The following is a 14,792-nucleotide window of genomic DNA, read 5'->3' as shown; positions in this document are numbered from 1 at the left end:
CCATGACAAGGAGTTCACCCCTATGCTTCGTCGCCTGTTGAAGGGCGCAGCTGGCATGGCCATGCTGCTTGCCCTTGCCGCCTGCTCCAGCCCCCACCAGCTTCAGCCTGATCCCCAGCGCAGCGTGGCCGTGCCCGCGTCCGGCTCTGGCCAGGCAGTCACCGTGATTGCCGCCGATGACCGTCCTTCCGACGTGCTCGGCACCCGAACCGGCAGCGCCAGCTCGACGGCGACCATCACCGTCAGCCCCCATGAGATCGTGCCGCGGCTGCAAGCCGAGGCGGAACGCGCCGTGCGCGACATGGGCTTCGCCCCTACCGCTGAACCGGCCCCGGGACGTCCCACCCTGACCCTGACGCTGAAGCAGCTCAGCTACCAGCGCGGCCAGAGCCAGCCACTGGTAGACGAAGCTCGCCTGGAGAGCGTGATCGAAGCGGTGGCCACCAACGATGGTCAAACCTACACCGGCACCTACACCTCACGACGCGTGCAGAGCTACGCGGTAAAACCTGACAAGGCGACTAATCAGCGCATGGTCACGGACCTGCTGTCCGACGGACTCAATCGCGCCTTCGCCGACCCCCAACTGGGCCAGCTGCTGGCTCGCTAAGCCCTCCTGTCATTGCCGGTTACCGGTCCACGCTTGCCGGTCCAGTGGCCGGCAAGCGCCTTCGTTGTGCGCTAGCGTAACGACCTACCGATGCTGCGCTGGCTCGTCGGTGACAGGTCCCCGCCGCACCAGCGCCCACACCGACTCCTGAAACCCGTTGTCCTCACGCTCACCATCTTCCAGGTGGGTGACGATGAAATTCGGGTCGAACAGGCGACGAATCTCCTCATCGCTGACGTTGTAGGGCGGCCCGTCCTCGCCATCTCGTCGCAGGCTGACCAGCAATCCGCGTGCTCCAGGCGGAATCAACTGCGCCAGGTGGAAGGCGTAGCGCTGACGCGTCGCCTCGGGTAAGGCGATCAGGGCGGCCCGGTCGTAGAAGGCACCAATCTCCGCCGCCTGGGCGATGTGAAAGTGGAAGAAATCGCCGCACCAGAGCTCGATGCTGCCCTGGCGCTGGATGGAAAATCCGTCCTGCTGATAGCGCGACACCTCACCCGGTCCTTCTTCCACAAACTGGGCCAGGGCGGCTTCGGCCAGCTCGATGCCCAGCACCGGGTGCTGATGCTCGGCTAGCCAGCGCATGTCGAGGCTCTTTCCGCACAAAGGCACCAGTACCTTGGTACCCGGTGTCGCGCCGAGAAGCGGCCAGTGCCGTACCAGCGCCGGGTGCACGCTATCGCGATGAAAGCCGATCCGGCCTTCCTCCCAGCGCTTCAGCCAGTGTTGTTGCATGGGCGGTCTCGCTTAGAACCATCGATCGCGCTTGCGGCGACGACGGGGCAGGTGCGGAACGATCAAACCGACGATCAGGCCAGCACCGGCGACACCGCCACCGTACATGAAGTAGCGCATCAGCAGGTCTTCCTTGCGGGTCTCCAGACGCGCTTCCAGATCCCGATTGACCTCACTGATCTCGTCAAAGGAGCTCTCCAGCTCGTGATTGCGCGTCTCAAGCTCGGTAATGCGCTGCTCACGCACCTTAAGCGTCTCTGTCATGGTACTGGTGCGTTCTTCCCAGCTTTCATTGATGCCGTCGAGCTCTGCCGTCAACTCTTCCACTCGCGATTCGAGTTGAGGCAGCTGGTCGCTGGCACTGGGCGTTTCCTGAAGCTCGCTGCTGGGCACCCACACCACATCGCCACTGGAGCTGCGCACCTGTGAATAGTCACCGGAGGTGTCGAGCAGACTGACTGGTTGGCCCGCCGTCAGCGTGCCAACGATGCGGTAGCCATCGGTGGGGCCGCTGCGCACATAGGTGGTCAGTTCATCCGTGACCCACCTGGCGTTGCCATCGTCCTGGGCCATCACCGGCAAGGCACTGCTGGCGAGCGCAAGGCCAAGGGTCACTGTCTTGAGAAATTGCGTTTTCATGCCGTCTTTCCTGACTAATCTGGGCTCGGTTACGACGCTTGTGACGCTGCACTGGCATCCTGCCAGCTCAACAGCGCGCAATGAGAATAGGGTCGCTCGCTGTGCGGCGCGGCCGGCGTGCCGACGCGTGCCATGCTTGCCAAGGAGGCTCTCAAGGGCTTTCTTGGCAACTCGACACAGGACAGCGACGAGGTGAAAAACGTTCCACAACAGCTGTGGACAACTGTCGGGAAAACCGCTGGACATCGCCGCGCCCGGGGCGCGTCGCCTGGGTTTGACTCAAAACGGTCACAAAATAATCACCCGCCTGTCTGGCTCGCAGGCAAGACTACCACATCGCAGGGCTCTCGCCTCCCGTGAGCAGCCCCTGCCACAGCGCGGCCCAAGCCGTGCCGGCAGACAGGGGCACACTGGCCCCATCCCCGGTCGGTGCGTATAATGTGCCCCCATGCGCCACGGCCGTTCGGCCGCCAGTCTCGCGCCCGATTACCCACATTCACGTAACCAGGCCTGCCTGATGCACTTCGGGCCGGGAGCCCGACCACCGTTATGACGAAGAAGCTCTTCATCAAGACCCACGGCTGCCAGATGAACGAGTATGACTCCGCCCGCATGGCGGACCTGCTCGGCGAATCTCATCAGATGGAGCTGACCGACAACGAGCAAGACGCAGACGTGATCCTGCTCAACACCTGCTCGATTCGCGAGAAGGCCCAGGAAAAGGTCTTCCACCAGCTCGGCCGCTGGAAAAAGCTCAAGCAGTCGAACCCCGACCTGGTCATCGGCGTCGGCGGCTGTGTGGCGAGCCAGGAAGGCGATGCCATCCGCAAGCGTGCTCCCCACGTGGATATGGTGTTTGGTCCACAGACCCTGCACCGCGTGCCGGGCATGCTGGATGCCAGCCGCTCCAACCAGATCTCGGTGGTGGACGTCACCTTCCCCGAGATCGAGAAGTTCGATCACCTGCCCAAGCCAAGCTCCGATGGTGCCAGTGCCTTCGTCTCGGTGATGGAGGGATGCTCCAAGTACTGCACCTTCTGCGTGGTGCCCTACACCCGCGGCGAAGAGGTCTCGCGGCCCTTCGAGGCCGTCATGGATGAGGTCTTCCACCTGGCCGACCAGGGCGTTCGCGAAATCAACCTGCTGGGGCAGAACGTCAATGCCTACCGTGGCATCAACGACGATGGCGACGAGATTGACCTGGCCGAGCTGATTGCCTGCGTGGCGGCAGTGGATGGCATCGACCGCATCCGCTTCACCACCTCCCACCCGGTGGAGTTCAGCGACAGCCTGATCGAGGCATACGCTGACATCCCGGAACTAGTCAGCCACCTGCACCTGCCGGTGCAAGCAGGCTCCGACCGTGTGTTGGCGGCCATGAAGCGCGGTCACACGGTCGAGGAGTACGTCGACAAGATGGAGCGCATTCGCGCGCTGCGTCCCGACATCAGCTTCTCCTCCGACTTCATCATCGGCTTCCCCGGTGAAACCGAAGAAGACTTCGAAGCCACCATGGACCTGATTCACCGGATCGGCTTCGACGTCTCATTCAGCTTTGTCTATTCTGCCCGTCCGGGTACCCCGGCAGCGGCGCTTGAGGACGACACGCCAGAAGAGGTCAAGAAGCAGCGCCTGGCCATCCTGCAGGAGCGTATCAACCAGCAGGCCATGCAGATCAGTCGTCGCATGGTAGGCACTACCCAGCGCGTGCTGGTATCCGGTTTCTCGCCGCGTGACCCGGGACAGCTGTCCGGCCGCACCGAGAACAACCGTGTCGTCAACTTCCGCGCGGCCAATCCGACCGAGTTGATTGGCTACTTTGTCGACGTGGAAATCACCGAAGCGCTGCCCAATTCACTGCGCGGCGAACTCGCCTCTGGCGAGCGCTACTGATACGCAGCCGACCGGAGGTGGCTGTCCAACACGCATCGACACCACCTCGGATCATTGCCCTGGCCTACGCCGGGGCAGTAAGCTGACGGAACTGTTTACACCCTCTAGTCATCAACCACGGATTTTTCTCGCCTTGAGCCAGCCATCGACCCAGGCCAATCGCATCATCACGCTCAACCTTGAACCCAACGAGCCGCGCCGTCTCGCCAATCTGTGCGGCCAGCGCGACGAGCACCTGAAGCTGATCGAAAGCCGGCTCGGCGTCACCCTGCGCAACCGCGGCAACATGTTCCAGCTGGCGGGTCCCGGCCCCCGGGTCAAGGCAGCCTCCAACCTGGTGGAGCATCTCTACCGCGAGACCGCGTCTACCGAACTGACCCCTGACAGCGTTCACCTGTTCCTGCAGGAATCCGGTATCGAAGCCCTTGAGGAAGAGACCGAAGAAGAGATCGGCGACGGCGAAGTGCTGATCCGTACGCCGCGTACGCTGATCAAGCCTCGCGGTTTGAACCAGCAGGGCTACGTCACCAGCATCCGCCAGCACGACATCAACTTCGGCATCGGCCCGGCGGGCACCGGCAAGACGTATCTTGCCGTGGCGGCCGCGGTAGAGGCCCTCAATCAGCAGCAGGTGCGCCGCATCCTGCTGGTACGCCCAGCCGTGGAAGCCGGCGAGAAACTCGGCTTCCTGCCTGGCGACCTGGCCCAGAAGATCGATCCTTACCTGCGTCCGCTGTACGACGCCCTGTATGAAATGATCGGCTTTGAGCAGGTTGCCAAGCTGATCGAGCGCCAGGTGATCGAGATCGCCCCGCTGGCCTACATGCGTGGACGAACCCTCAACAACGCCTTCATCATCCTCGACGAGAGCCAGAACACCACTCGCGAACAGATGAAGATGTTCCTCACCCGTATCGGCTTTGGCTCGACCGCGGTGATCACCGGTGACGTGACCCAGGTCGACCTGCCGCGCGGGCAGAGCTCAGGCCTGATTCAGGTGCTCGACGTGCTGAAGGACACCGCCGGCATTGGCGTGACACACTTCGCCGCCAAGGATGTGGTCCGCCACCCGATGGTCCAGCGCATCATCGAGGCCTATGACCTGTTCGAAGCCAACCAGGAAGCCGAGGAACGCGCGCGCCGCGAGGCCCGCGCCGAAGAACGCCGCCAGGAACGTGCCGATCGCCTCCAGTTCAGCAATGGCAGCAACGGAGACGCCCACTGATGAGCGCCTGCGTCGATCGTCAGATCGCCAGCCACGCCGAAGCGCTGCCCGACTCGGCCCAGCTTCAACGCTGGGTCGATGCCGTGCTGGAACACTTTCCCGGCCGTGAAGATGCCGAACTGACGATACGCCTGGTCGATAGCGACGAAAGCCAGGCCCTCAATCGTGACTATCGTGGCAAGGATGCCCCGACCAACGTTCTGTCCTTTCCTTTCGAGGCCCCACCCGGCCTCGACCTGCCGCTGCTGGGAGACCTGGTGGTCTGTCACCCGGTGGTCGAGCGCGAAGCGATGGAGCAGGACAAGCGGCTGATCGATCACTACGCTCATATGGTCGTCCATGGCACCTTGCATTTGCTCGGCCACGATCATATCGAGGACGATGAAGCCGAGGTCATGGAAAACCTCGAGCGCAGTATCCTTGCCGGCCTGGGTATTTCTGATCCCTACGCCCCGCCGGCCCCATCTCCAGATCCCGATAGCGAGGACGAGAGAGCCGACGCATGAGCGAAGACCGATCGAGTAGCCAGGCCAACAAGTCCTGGTTCGACAAACTCTTCAGCGCGCTGTCCAACGACAGCGACGAGCCCAGTTCGCGGGAAGAACTCCGTGAATTCCTGCGCCAGGCAGGCAGCCGTCTACGGCTGGAACAGGACGCCATGACCATCATCGAGGGCGCCCTGAACATCAGCGATCAGCAGGTCAGGGAGGTGCTGATTCCGCGCTCTCAGGTCACTGCGCTTGAGCTCGAACAACCGCTGGAAGACTACCTGCCCATCATTCTGGAAACCGGCCACTCGCGCTATCCGGTCATCGGCGAGAACCTCGATGAGGTCAAGGGCATCCTGCTGGTCAAGGATCTGCTGCCCCTGCTGCAGAACAACAGCGAGGAACGCCCCTTTCAGCTTGAGGAAGTGCTGCGTCCGGCCATGTTCGTCCCGGAGTCGAAGCGCCTCAACAGCCTGCTCAAGGAATTCCGCGATACCCACAATCACATGGCGATCGTGGTGGATGAATACGGCGGCACCGCGGGTATCGTCACCATCGAGGACATCCTCGAGGAAATCGTCGGCGACATCGAAGACGAACACGATACCGACGAGGAAGAGGACATTCGTCAGCTGGGTGAAGATCGCTACGCCGTCAGAGCCCTGACCCCCATCGAAGACTTCAACGAGCGCTTCGATACCCGCTTTTCCGATGATGAATTCGACACCCTTGGCGGCCTGGTCATGCAACGCTTCGGCCACCTTCCGGCTCGCGGTGAACATACCCAGATCGGCGGTTGGCGCTTCACCGTGCTCAACGCCGATAACCGACGCATTCGCTTGCTGGAAGTCGAGCCCGCCAACGCCGAAAGCGAATGATCCCCGATGCCCCGCAAGGGGCATCGCCCCTCCCCTATCTCTCGTGACCCAAGGATGGACGTTCCATGCTCGAGCGACTGTTCGGTGGCCGACTCGGTTACCTTGCTGCCCTGCTTGCCGGTGGCCTGACCACCCTGGCGGCTGCCCCCTTTGGTTGGTGGTGGCTGGCCCTCCTTTCCCCCGCGCTGGTCTACGCCGGCCTTTACCTCATGTCGCCGCGTCAGGCGCTGCTGCGCGGCTGGAGCTATGGCCTGGGGCTATTTGGCAGCGGCGCCTCCTGGGTCTATGTGTCCATCCACGACTATGGCTACACCAGCGCTCCACTGGCCTTCTTTCTGACCTCGCTGTTCGTTGCCAGCATGGCCCTGTTCGTCGCCATTCCTCTTGGCCTGTTCCGGCGCCTGATGCCAGCACGCCCTACCGTCGTCGCGGGGCTTGCGGGCTTTGTCGGCTTCTGGGTGCTGATGGAGTGGATTCGCACTTGGCTATTCACCGGCTTTCCCTGGCTGCTGCTGGGCAGTACCCAGGTCGACTCGCCGCTGTCGACGCTGGCTCCCCTGGGCGGCGTCTATCTGCTGTCGTTAGCCGTTGCCGCCAGTGGTGCCCTGTTGGTAGAGCTGCTGCAAAGGCGTTATCTGGCAGCACTGCCACTGGTCCTGATCTGGGCCGTGGCCGTCGTCCTGCCAAGCCACTGGACCACACCTGCTGGCGAGCCACTCAAGGTCAGCCTGCTGCAGGGTAACCTGCCCCAGGAGATCAAGTGGCTGCCTGAAGGTCAGCGTCAAGCCGTCAACACCTATCTCGGCATGACGGGAGAACTGGAGGCCAGCCGTCCCGCCGAGCCGGATATCGTCATCTGGCCGGAGGCTGCCCTGCCGATGTTCGAAGACCAGGCAGAACCCATCATGGCCCGCGCACAGGCTGCCCTGGCACCCGACACGGCACTGCTGACGGGCATCCTGCAGCGGGATGAAGACGGCCGCTTCTACAACGCCGTATCCGCCTACGGCAACGCCAGCGGCGGCTATCGCAAGGCGCATCTTGTGCCCTTCGGTGAATATCTGCCGTTGGAGAGCGTGCTGCGCGGCGCCATCGCCTTCTTCGACCTGCCGATGCCGGCCATGACACCGGGTCCCGATCGCCAGGACCCGATGGTGGCCGCGGGGCATACCATCGGCAACGCGATCTGCTACGAAATCATCTATGCCGACCTGGTAGCCCAGCGAGCTCGCCACGCCGAACTGCTGCTGACCGTGTCCAACGATAGCTGGTTTGGCAACTCCATCGGCCCGCACCAGCATCTGGAGATGGCCCGCCTGCGAGCCCTGGAGAACGGCCGCTACGTGATCCGTGCCACCAGCAACGGGATTACGGCGATCATCGACGACCAGGGCGAGATCCTCGACCAGCTGCCACAATTCACCACCGCCAGGCTGGACGGCGAGGTGCAACCGATGCAAGGCCTGACGCCTTTCACGCGCACCGGCAGCTGGCCCACCTGGGCACTGGCCGCCCTGCTGCTGCTGGTCGGGATCGGCTGGCGCCGCCGCACCGCCTGACGAAAGAGTGATGCGCAGCTGACTGGTGGCGTCAGCCGCTAAAGGCCTATCGCCCCAGCAAGCGCCAATCGCTACCAAAGACCGGCAGACAGAGCACCCGCAAGCAAAACGCCGCAAGGGCCAAGGCCCTTGCGGCGTTGTCGTGACAGCCCTCGTCAGAGCGCGTCTCAGGAGGACGGTTCGTCTTCGGGAGACTCGCCCAGTACCTCCGGAATCGAGATCTTCACAAAACGTCCTGGCGCAGGTTCCAGCAAGGCCAGCTCTCCCCCTCCGGGCTGACGGGCCTCGACCATCTTGTCTGCATCCACATAGCCACCGTCCAACATCCACTGCTGCCAATGCGGCCACCAGGATCCTTCGTGGGCCTCGGCGCCAGCCAGCCAGTCGTCATGGTTGTCGGGCAGTTCGCTATTGGTCCAGTAACCGTACTTGTTCTTGTGGGGCGGGTTGATGATCCCGGCAATATGCCCGGAGCCACCAAGTACGAAGGTGACGGGCCCCTTGGGCAGCAAGGCCCCGTAGTAGCTGCTGTTCCACTTGGCGATGTGGTCTTCACGGGTGGCGACGAAGTAGCTGGGGGTCGATACCTTGCGCAGATCAATCTTGACGTCGTCCAGCTCGATCCCGCCCGGCTCGACCAGCAGGTTTTCCTGGTACAGGTGGCGCAGATACCAGCCGTGAGTGCCCGCCGGAAGATTGGTACCGTCCGTGTTCCAGTACAGCAGATCAAAGGCGGCAGGGTCCTCGCCCTTGAGGTAGTTGTTGACGTAGAACGACCAGAACAGGTCATTCTCACGCAGCAGGTTGAAGGAATACGCCATCACCCGGCCATCAAGATAACCATCCTGCTCGAGCTTGGCTTCAATCCCTTGCAGCACCGGCTCGCTGAGGAACACGCCGATTTCCCCAGGATCACGAAAGTCCTGCAGCGTCGCCATGTAGGTGACCGACTTGGCCTTGCGCCCGCGCCGGGTGCTGGTCAGGTACGCCATGGTCGACGCGGTCAGGGTGCCGCCAATGCAGTAGGAGAGGAAATTGGCCGACTTCTCTCCGGTAGCCTGCTCGATGCCATCCAGCGCCGCGATGGGCCCCAGCTGCATGTAGTCCGCCCAGGTCAGGTCGCGCTGCTCGGGGCCTGGGTTGCGCCAGGAAATCAGGAAGACGGTATGCCCTTGGTCCACCAGCCACTTGACCAGCGAGTTTTCCGGGCGCAGGTCCAGCACGTAATACTTGTTGATCCAGGGAGGAACGATCAGCAGCGGTGTCTTGAACACCTTTTCCGTGGTGGGCGCATACTGAATCAGCTGGATCAGCTCGTTTTCCATGACCACGGCGCCTTCGGACACCGCGATGTTGCGGCCGACCTCAAAGGCACTGCGATCGGTCATGGTCACGTTCAGACCTTCGGCAGAGTTGGCCAGGTCTTCGCGCAGTCGCGCCAGACCATCCACCAGATTCTGACCGCGGGTTTCCAGGGTCTTGCGCATGACCTCCGGGTTGGTCGAGACGAAGTTGGTCGGTGACATGGCATTGACCATCTGGCGAGCGTAGAACGACAGATTGCGCTTCTCGCCAGGGCTCAGGTCGTCCAGCCGATCCACCAGGTTCTCCACGGTGCTGGAGAAAAGCAGATACTGCTGCATGATGGCGTTATAGGCCGGGTCGCTGGTCCAGGCCTCATCCTTGAACCGGCGATCCCCCCGCGAGGGAGTCACCAAGGGCTCCAGGGCGCCGCCGCTGGCGGCAGACATGGCTTGCTGCCACAGCGCCAGCTGATCCTGCATCAACTTCGTCTGGGTCTCCCACAGCAAGGTGGGGTTACGCATCAGCGATTCCGCACCTGCCTGGAAGCTGTTGCGAATATCTTCCATCACCGAGTCGGCTGCATCACTCGGTACCATGCGTGAAAGAAAGTCCTCCATCAGTGCCTGGTACTCTGCGCTCAGCACTGACAACTGGCTGCCCCACTCTTCAGGGTTGTCCATTACCTGCTCACCTGCCGCCATGGCGACCTCCTCTCCACTGCCCCGCACACAGGATGGCTCACCGTTCGCCGGCCGGCATCGCGGTATCCACCCTCATCTTGTCATGGTTGTTTGATGCGTAAGGGCAAGGGTCCACCGGACCCCTGCCCTTTGCTGGCTGTCGCTTGACCGACCGCCAGGGTGATACCGCGATCAGGACGTGCGCTTGCGACTCGAGGTCGCCCTGGCGGTGCCTGTCGACTTGGTAGATGTAGTAGCACTGGAGGCTGCCTGCGACGCTTGCTGGGCGGTCTTTTCCGCCGCTTCGGTCACCTGCTGGGTGGCCTTTTCCACGGCGGCCGTAGCCTGGTCCCGTGCCTGGGTGGCCTGTTCGGCAAGTTGCTGGCCGGACTCGGCGAACAACGTCTCCAGTTCTGTCTTGAACTCAAGGCTGAGCTGGCTCATGGCGCGGGCATCTTCCAGCATCTGCGCCGACAGCTCGTTGAGCATCTCGGCCTGACGGGTGGAGAAGTCGCGCAGCCCCTCGGCATCGTTGATCTCGGTGGCATCGCGCATGCGCTCGGTGCCCATCTGGCTATAGCGCTTCATCGATTCCATCTGGTACTGGGACATCTTTTCCATGTTGTCCAGCATCAGGGAATTGAGCTTGCGCATCGGCTCGAAGAACTGACGAGTCTGCTCGCTGAAGTTGTCGAACATCTTGTCTTGCATGACCAAACCTCCTGGAAGTCCTGTCGATGAACCCTGTCCAAACAGCCTGTTCATTCAGCATTTCGTGTCAATGACGCCGTAGCGTCAGCGCACCGGATGTTCTTCATGCAGGCACTTCATGCGGACTCTTCATGGGGGCATTGCGCCCCTTTGGAGTCACATGACGCCTGTCGTTCCAGGCGACCGCCATGGCTCTTGCATGGCTCTGCATGGCAACTGCAGGCCAGCCTGACGTTGCTCCTGGCGCGCGCCATCAGCATCATTGTTGCAACGCAACAAAGGTCAGTCTGGCACACACAGGATGACAGTGCCATGACATCCCCTCGAGCTGCGCGAATATGCATGGGACACTCGTCACCGGCATCGCCGCGCCTGTTGCCATGGCCAAGCCGTCAGCCCTTGTCCTTGCTGCCGGACCTGGCACTGGCACTGCCTGTCCGACGAGACGCACTGCTCGACCGAGCGGTGCTGCTGGATCGCGACGCCGATCCCGACTCCTGCTCCGAGTCGCTCGAGGAGCTCGATGTACTGCGCGCACTCTGAGCCGCCTGAGTCAGCATATCCATCATCATTTTCTGATAGTTGCCAAAGCTGGCCAGACCCTGGGACAAGCCCTGTTGCAGAGCAGGCTGCTGCAGGAAGGGCTGCATCAGACTCATGGGGTCATAGCCCTCGACACCGGATTCCATCTGCCGCTGAATGCGATCAAGCAGGTCCTGCTGGAAGGCCTCGATATTGGGAAGCCCCAGTGCCTGACGGAATTCTTCTGGCGTCAGATCGAACTCGACGTTGATTTTCATGCTGGCCTCTTACTCCCTGGTCGATATGTCGACGTTGCGTCGGCGCTAGGGGAATATCACATCAGCGATATCGACGGCGACTGTCCTGACCAGCGCCACCCTGCGCAGCAAGCACAAGACGCAATAAGCAAAAGATGCCTTGCTTCGTCATCTTCCTTTCACGCCATCTTGAGTGTAGCAGTCCTGTCACGCTCCGCGATTCAGCGTAACCGTGGGGTGCTGACGGAAACCTCGCTATTCTGTGCGCGATGGCGCAACAGGTGGTCCACCAGCGTCAACGCCATCATCGCTTCGGCAATCGGCGTCGCACGAATGCCGACGCAGGGGTCATGACGGCCCTTGGTCACTACCTCTACCGGATTGCCGTCCACATCGATGGAGCGTCCTGGAATGGTGATGCTCGAGGTCGGCTTGAGCGCGAGATGAGCGATCAAGGTCTGACCACTGGAAATCCCCCCCAGCACACCGCCCGCATGATTGGACAGGAAGCCTTCGGGAGTCATCTCGTCGCGATGCTCACTGCCACGCTGTGACACGCTGGCAAAGCCATCACCGATTTCTACGCCCTTCACCGCATTGATGCTCATCAAGCCGTGGGCCAGGTCAGCATCGAGACGGTCGAACACCGGCTCGCCCAAGCCAGGCGGCAGGCCTTCCGCGGTCACGGTGATCTTGGCACCGACCGAGTCCTGATCACGACGCAGCTGGTCCATGTAGGCCTCGAGCTCCGGCACGCGCTCTGGGTCAGGGCAGAAGAACGGATTATCGTTTACCGAGGCCCAGTCGCGAAATTCGATGGCCAGCTCACCCAGCTGACTCATGTAGCCCCTCACCACAATGCCCTGACTGGCCAGGTACTTCTTGGCAATCGCGCCAGCAGCGACGCGCATCGCGGTCTCGCGGGCGCTGGAGCGACCGCCACCGCGATAGTCGCGCACGCCGTACTTGTGGTGATAGGTGTAGTCCGCGTGGGCGGGCCGGAACTGGTCCTTGATCTTGGAGTAGTCCTTCGAGCGCTGATCGGTATTCTCGATCAACAGACCGATCGATGTGCCGGTGGTCTTGCCCTCGAACACGCCGGACAGGATCTTGACCTGGTCCGGCTCGCGCCGCTGGGTGGTATGACGGGACGTGCCGGGACGCCGGCGGTCGAGGTCCGCCTGCAGGTCGGCTTCACTCAGCTCGATGCCAGGAGGACAACCATCGACGATGGCGCCCAGCGCGATCCCGTGGCTCTCGCCGAAGGTGGTGACGGTAAACAGTTTGCCGAAGGTATTGCCGGACATGGGCGCTCCTCTGTGTGTATCGCGAAAGTGTTAGGCGAACTCAGGCAAAGGACGCCGCATGGGCGTCGAGTTCATCGGCGGTCAAGGCAAACACGCCCTGACCGCCGCGCTCGAAGTCGAGCCACAGGAACGGCACCTCGGGGAAGGCCGCTTCAAGGTGATGGTCAGAATTGCCCACCTCGACAATCAGCACGCCCTGGTCCGTCAGGTGTGCTCTCGCCTCGCGCAGGATGCGCCGGACGATATCCAGGCCGTCGCTGCCGGCACCCAGTGCCAGCGCGGGTTCATGGCGAAACTCTTCAGGCATGGTGGTCAGGTCCCGCAGATCCACATAGGGCGGATTCGATACGATCAGGTCGTAGCGCTGCCCCTCCAGGCCATCGAAGACATCGCTTTGCACCGCGCGCACCCGACGCCCTACATCATGGCGATTGATGTTCGCCCGCGCCACGGCCAAGGCATCCTGGCTGATATCCGACAGATCGACCTCTGCAGTGGGCAGATATTCGGCACTGGCGATACCGATGCAGCCAGAGCCGGTACACAGGTCCAGAATGCGTCGCGGCGGCTCTTCCGGGAACCACGCCTGGTAGCCGCTCTCGATCAGTTCAGCGATGGGCGAGCGCGGAATCAGCACGCGTTCATCCACGGCAAAGGTCAGCCCGGCGAAAAATGCCTCGCCGAGCAGATAGGGCAGCGGCCGGCGATCGGTAATACGCGCGCGGACCAATGCCACGATGCGCTCACGCTCCATCGGCAGCAAGCGGGCCTCCTGCACGCTGGGATCAACGTCCCAGGGTAGATGCAGCGCGCCCAGCACCAGCGCTACCGCCTCATCCCAGGCGCTATCGGTGCCGTGGCTGTAGGTCAATCCGGCCAGATGAAACTCACTGGTGGCCCAGCGCAGGCAGTCGCGCAGGGTGATCAGACCATCGGCAAGTTCGCCGTCGGCGAGCACCAGCGTGGAGGAAGCGTCGCGCCCTTGGGCAGGAAGGCGCGTGGATGAGGGGGCAGAAGAAGAATCAGCCAAGGGGGAATCCTGTCGAGCGGGTTCGCGATGGGGCTATCCGGCCTTGCAGCACGCGCTGCAACAGGCAATCGGCGTAGCGAAATGGACTGTCCGGCATTGTATCCGCGCCAGCGGTTCACTGCCACGACGAGCGCGGTATACTGACCGCCCCATTCACGCACTTGAGGCCCCGATGAGCCACCGCCAGCCACCGCCCGACGACGACATCAACGCGTTTCGCCAGGCCCTGGAACAGGCGGGAGTCCGTCGCATCCGGCACAATCGCGCTGATACCGGCAAGCCGCGCACCACATCGCATCCACAGCGGGACCAGGCCGCCGCCGCGAGACGCGCGGCCGCGGTCAGTGCCGGGGATGACGTGGCGACGGGGCGCACCTCCGACGGTCGGGTAGAGCCGGTACGTCCTTCCGAGTATCTCGATTTCGCATTGCCTGACCTGCCCTACCGGACGCGCAGCCAGCTGAAGCGCGGATTGATCCAGTGGGAGGGTGGGCTCGACCTGCACGGCTACAGCCTGGAAGAAGCCCGGGCTGAACTTGAGAGCTTTCTGCGCGATTCCGTCGCCAGCGGCCATCGCTGCGTGATTGTCGTCCATGGCAAGGCCTGGGGCGCCACCGCGGATTACCCGGTGATCAAGAGCCACGTCAATGCCTGGCTCAGGGAGTGGCCAAGCGTGCTGGCGTTCTGCTCCGCCACCGATGCCGAGGGCGGCACCGGCGCGGTGTACGTGCTCCTGCGCAGACGTGGCCACACCCCGTAGGAAAACGCCGCATAAATTGCTGCGCTCGACATCTCGACGGCTGGCGTTACTCAAGATCCTCATTTAACCGCTCGTAAACTCCGGACTTTCCGTTCCGGCAGTAGCCGACCTGCCATCGCTCGCTACATTTCTGCGGCGCTTCCTTGGGGCACACCGCATCACTGCCTGCGCTGGCGATCCGCCGCCACGTAAT

14 protein-coding genes are annotated in these 14,792 nt (G+C 62.6%); 7 read left to right on the top strand and 7 right to left on the bottom strand.

Annotation, left to right across the window (positions count from 1 at the left end; genetic code table 11):
- The first annotated feature begins 22 nt into the window (after nt 1-22).
- Entirely contained in the window at nt 23-610 is a 588-nt protein-coding gene (locus KUV86_RS03960) for a YajG family lipoprotein (RefSeq protein ID WP_206943016.1), read from the top strand.
- Between the two features lie 84 nt (nt 611-694).
- On the opposite strand, the gene KUV86_RS03955 is transcribed toward KUV86_RS03960, so the two are convergent.
- Together KUV86_RS03955 and KUV86_RS03950 are read right to left on the bottom strand one after the other, a co-directional pair.
- The gene (locus KUV86_RS03955) at nt 695-1,345 is read right to left on the bottom strand and encodes a thiopurine S-methyltransferase (RefSeq protein WP_206943017.1); all 651 of its coding nucleotides are present in this window, start codon (nt 1,343-1,345) and stop codon (nt 695-697) included.
- Between the two features lie 12 nt (nt 1,346-1,357).
- Nucleotides 1,358-1,984, bottom strand: coding sequence for a TIGR04211 family SH3 domain-containing protein (locus KUV86_RS03950; RefSeq protein WP_222161852.1), 627 nt, complete (start codon nt 1,982-1,984; stop codon nt 1,358-1,360).
- Between the two features lie 549 nt (nt 1,985-2,533).
- Here KUV86_RS03950 and miaB point away from each other — a divergent pair.
- From miaB to lnt, 5 genes are all read left to right on the top strand, one after another.
- The gene (gene miaB, locus KUV86_RS03945; protein ID WP_222161851.1) at nt 2,534-3,877 is read left to right on the top strand and encodes a tRNA (N6-isopentenyl adenosine(37)-C2)-methylthiotransferase MiaB; all 1,344 of its coding nucleotides are present in this window, start codon (nt 2,534-2,536) and stop codon (nt 3,875-3,877) included.
- A gap of 133 nt (nt 3,878-4,010) precedes the next feature.
- Nucleotides 4,011-5,102 carry a PhoH family protein gene (locus KUV86_RS03940; protein WP_222161850.1) on the top strand — a complete coding sequence of 364 codons (1,092 nt, stop codon included), beginning with the start codon at nt 4,011-4,013 and terminating at the stop codon, nt 5,100-5,102.
- The gene (gene ybeY / locus KUV86_RS03935) at nt 5,102-5,608 is read left to right on the top strand and encodes an rRNA maturation RNase YbeY (RefSeq protein ID WP_206943023.1); all 507 of its coding nucleotides are present in this window, start codon (nt 5,102-5,104) and stop codon (nt 5,606-5,608) included. The genes KUV86_RS03940 and ybeY overlap by 1 nt, the downstream gene beginning before the upstream one ends.
- Nucleotides 5,605-6,468 carry an HlyC/CorC family transporter gene (locus tag KUV86_RS03930; RefSeq protein ID WP_206943026.1) on the top strand — a complete coding sequence of 288 codons (864 nt, stop codon included), beginning with the start codon at nt 5,605-5,607 and terminating at the stop codon, nt 6,466-6,468. The genes ybeY and KUV86_RS03930 overlap by 4 nt, the downstream gene beginning before the upstream one ends.
- Before the next feature lie 65 nt (nt 6,469-6,533).
- Nucleotides 6,534-8,027 (top strand): apolipoprotein N-acyltransferase, encoded by a 1,494-nt coding sequence (lnt, locus tag KUV86_RS03925; protein ID WP_222483661.1) that lies wholly within the window; start codon nt 6,534-6,536, stop codon nt 8,025-8,027.
- A gap of 167 nt (nt 8,028-8,194) precedes the next feature.
- Here lnt and phaC read toward each other — a convergent pair whose 3' ends face one another.
- The 5 genes from phaC to prmB all read right to left on the bottom strand — a co-directional run bounded on the left by phaC (nt 8,195) and on the right by prmB (nt 13,839).
- A complete protein-coding gene (gene phaC, locus KUV86_RS03920; RefSeq protein WP_409996340.1) occupies nt 8,195-10,012 on the bottom strand; it encodes a class I poly(R)-hydroxyalkanoic acid synthase in 1,818 nt (605 codons plus the stop codon).
- A gap of 192 nt (nt 10,013-10,204) precedes the next feature.
- The gene (locus KUV86_RS03915) at nt 10,205-10,723 is read right to left on the bottom strand and encodes a phasin family protein (protein ID WP_222483657.1); all 519 of its coding nucleotides are present in this window, start codon (nt 10,721-10,723) and stop codon (nt 10,205-10,207) included.
- A gap of 392 nt (nt 10,724-11,115) precedes the next feature.
- On the bottom strand, nt 11,116-11,523 hold the full coding sequence (locus tag KUV86_RS03910) for a hypothetical protein (protein WP_206943032.1): 408 nt from the start codon (nt 11,521-11,523) through the stop codon (nt 11,116-11,118).
- 200 nt (nt 11,524-11,723) lie between these two features.
- On the bottom strand, nt 11,724-12,809 hold the full coding sequence (gene aroC / locus KUV86_RS03905) for a chorismate synthase (RefSeq protein ID WP_206943033.1): 1,086 nt from the start codon (nt 12,807-12,809) through the stop codon (nt 11,724-11,726).
- A 40-nt stretch (nt 12,810-12,849) separates the two neighbouring features.
- Nucleotides 12,850-13,839 carry a 50S ribosomal protein L3 N(5)-glutamine methyltransferase gene (gene prmB, locus KUV86_RS03900; protein WP_206943034.1) on the bottom strand — a complete coding sequence of 330 codons (990 nt, stop codon included), beginning with the start codon at nt 13,837-13,839 and terminating at the stop codon, nt 12,850-12,852.
- Nucleotides 13,840-14,011: 172 nt separating this feature from the next.
- Between prmB and KUV86_RS03895 the strand changes: the two genes are divergently transcribed.
- Nucleotides 14,012-14,599: a Smr/MutS family protein gene (locus tag KUV86_RS03895; RefSeq protein ID WP_206943035.1), complete on the top strand. Its 588-nt coding sequence runs from the start codon at nt 14,012-14,014 to the stop codon at nt 14,597-14,599.
- Nucleotides 14,600-14,792 lie beyond the last annotated feature (193 nt).

This window comes from Halomonas sp. DP8Y7-3 (genome assembly GCF_019801675.1).
GTDB lineage: Bacteria > Pseudomonadota > Gammaproteobacteria > Pseudomonadales > Halomonadaceae > Halomonas > Halomonas litopenaei_A.
This window is presented reverse-complemented; position numbering and strand designations above follow the sequence as displayed.

Coding starts and splice junctions, on each gene's coding strand:
- KUV86_RS03960 (WP_206943016.1), top strand. CDS start 23: ATGCTTCGTCGCCTGTTGAAGGGCGCAGCTGGCATGGCCATGCTGCTT.
- KUV86_RS03955 (WP_206943017.1), bottom strand. CDS start 1,345: ATGCAACAACACTGGCTGAAGCGCTGGGAGGAAGGCCGGATCGGCTTT.
- KUV86_RS03950 (WP_222161852.1), bottom strand. CDS start 1,984: ATGAAAACGCAATTTCTCAAGACAGTGACCCTTGGCCTTGCGCTCGCC.
- miaB (WP_222161851.1), top strand. CDS start 2,534: ATGACGAAGAAGCTCTTCATCAAGACCCACGGCTGCCAGATGAACGAG.
- ybeY (WP_206943023.1), top strand. CDS start 5,102: ATGAGCGCCTGCGTCGATCGTCAGATCGCCAGCCACGCCGAAGCGCTG.
- KUV86_RS03930 (WP_206943026.1), top strand. CDS start 5,605: ATGAGCGAAGACCGATCGAGTAGCCAGGCCAACAAGTCCTGGTTCGAC.
- lnt (WP_222483661.1), top strand. CDS start 6,534: ATGCTCGAGCGACTGTTCGGTGGCCGACTCGGTTACCTTGCTGCCCTG.
- phaC (WP_409996340.1), bottom strand. CDS start 10,012: ATGGACAACCCTGAAGAGTGGGGCAGCCAGTTGTCAGTGCTGAGCGCA.
- KUV86_RS03915 (WP_222483657.1), bottom strand. CDS start 10,723: ATGCAAGACAAGATGTTCGACAACTTCAGCGAGCAGACTCGTCAGTTC.
- KUV86_RS03910 (WP_206943032.1), bottom strand. CDS start 11,523: ATGAAAATCAACGTCGAGTTCGATCTGACGCCAGAAGAATTCCGTCAG.
- aroC (WP_206943033.1), bottom strand. CDS start 12,809: ATGTCCGGCAATACCTTCGGCAAACTGTTTACCGTCACCACCTTCGGC.
- KUV86_RS03895 (WP_206943035.1), top strand. CDS start 14,012: ATGAGCCACCGCCAGCCACCGCCCGACGACGACATCAACGCGTTTCGC.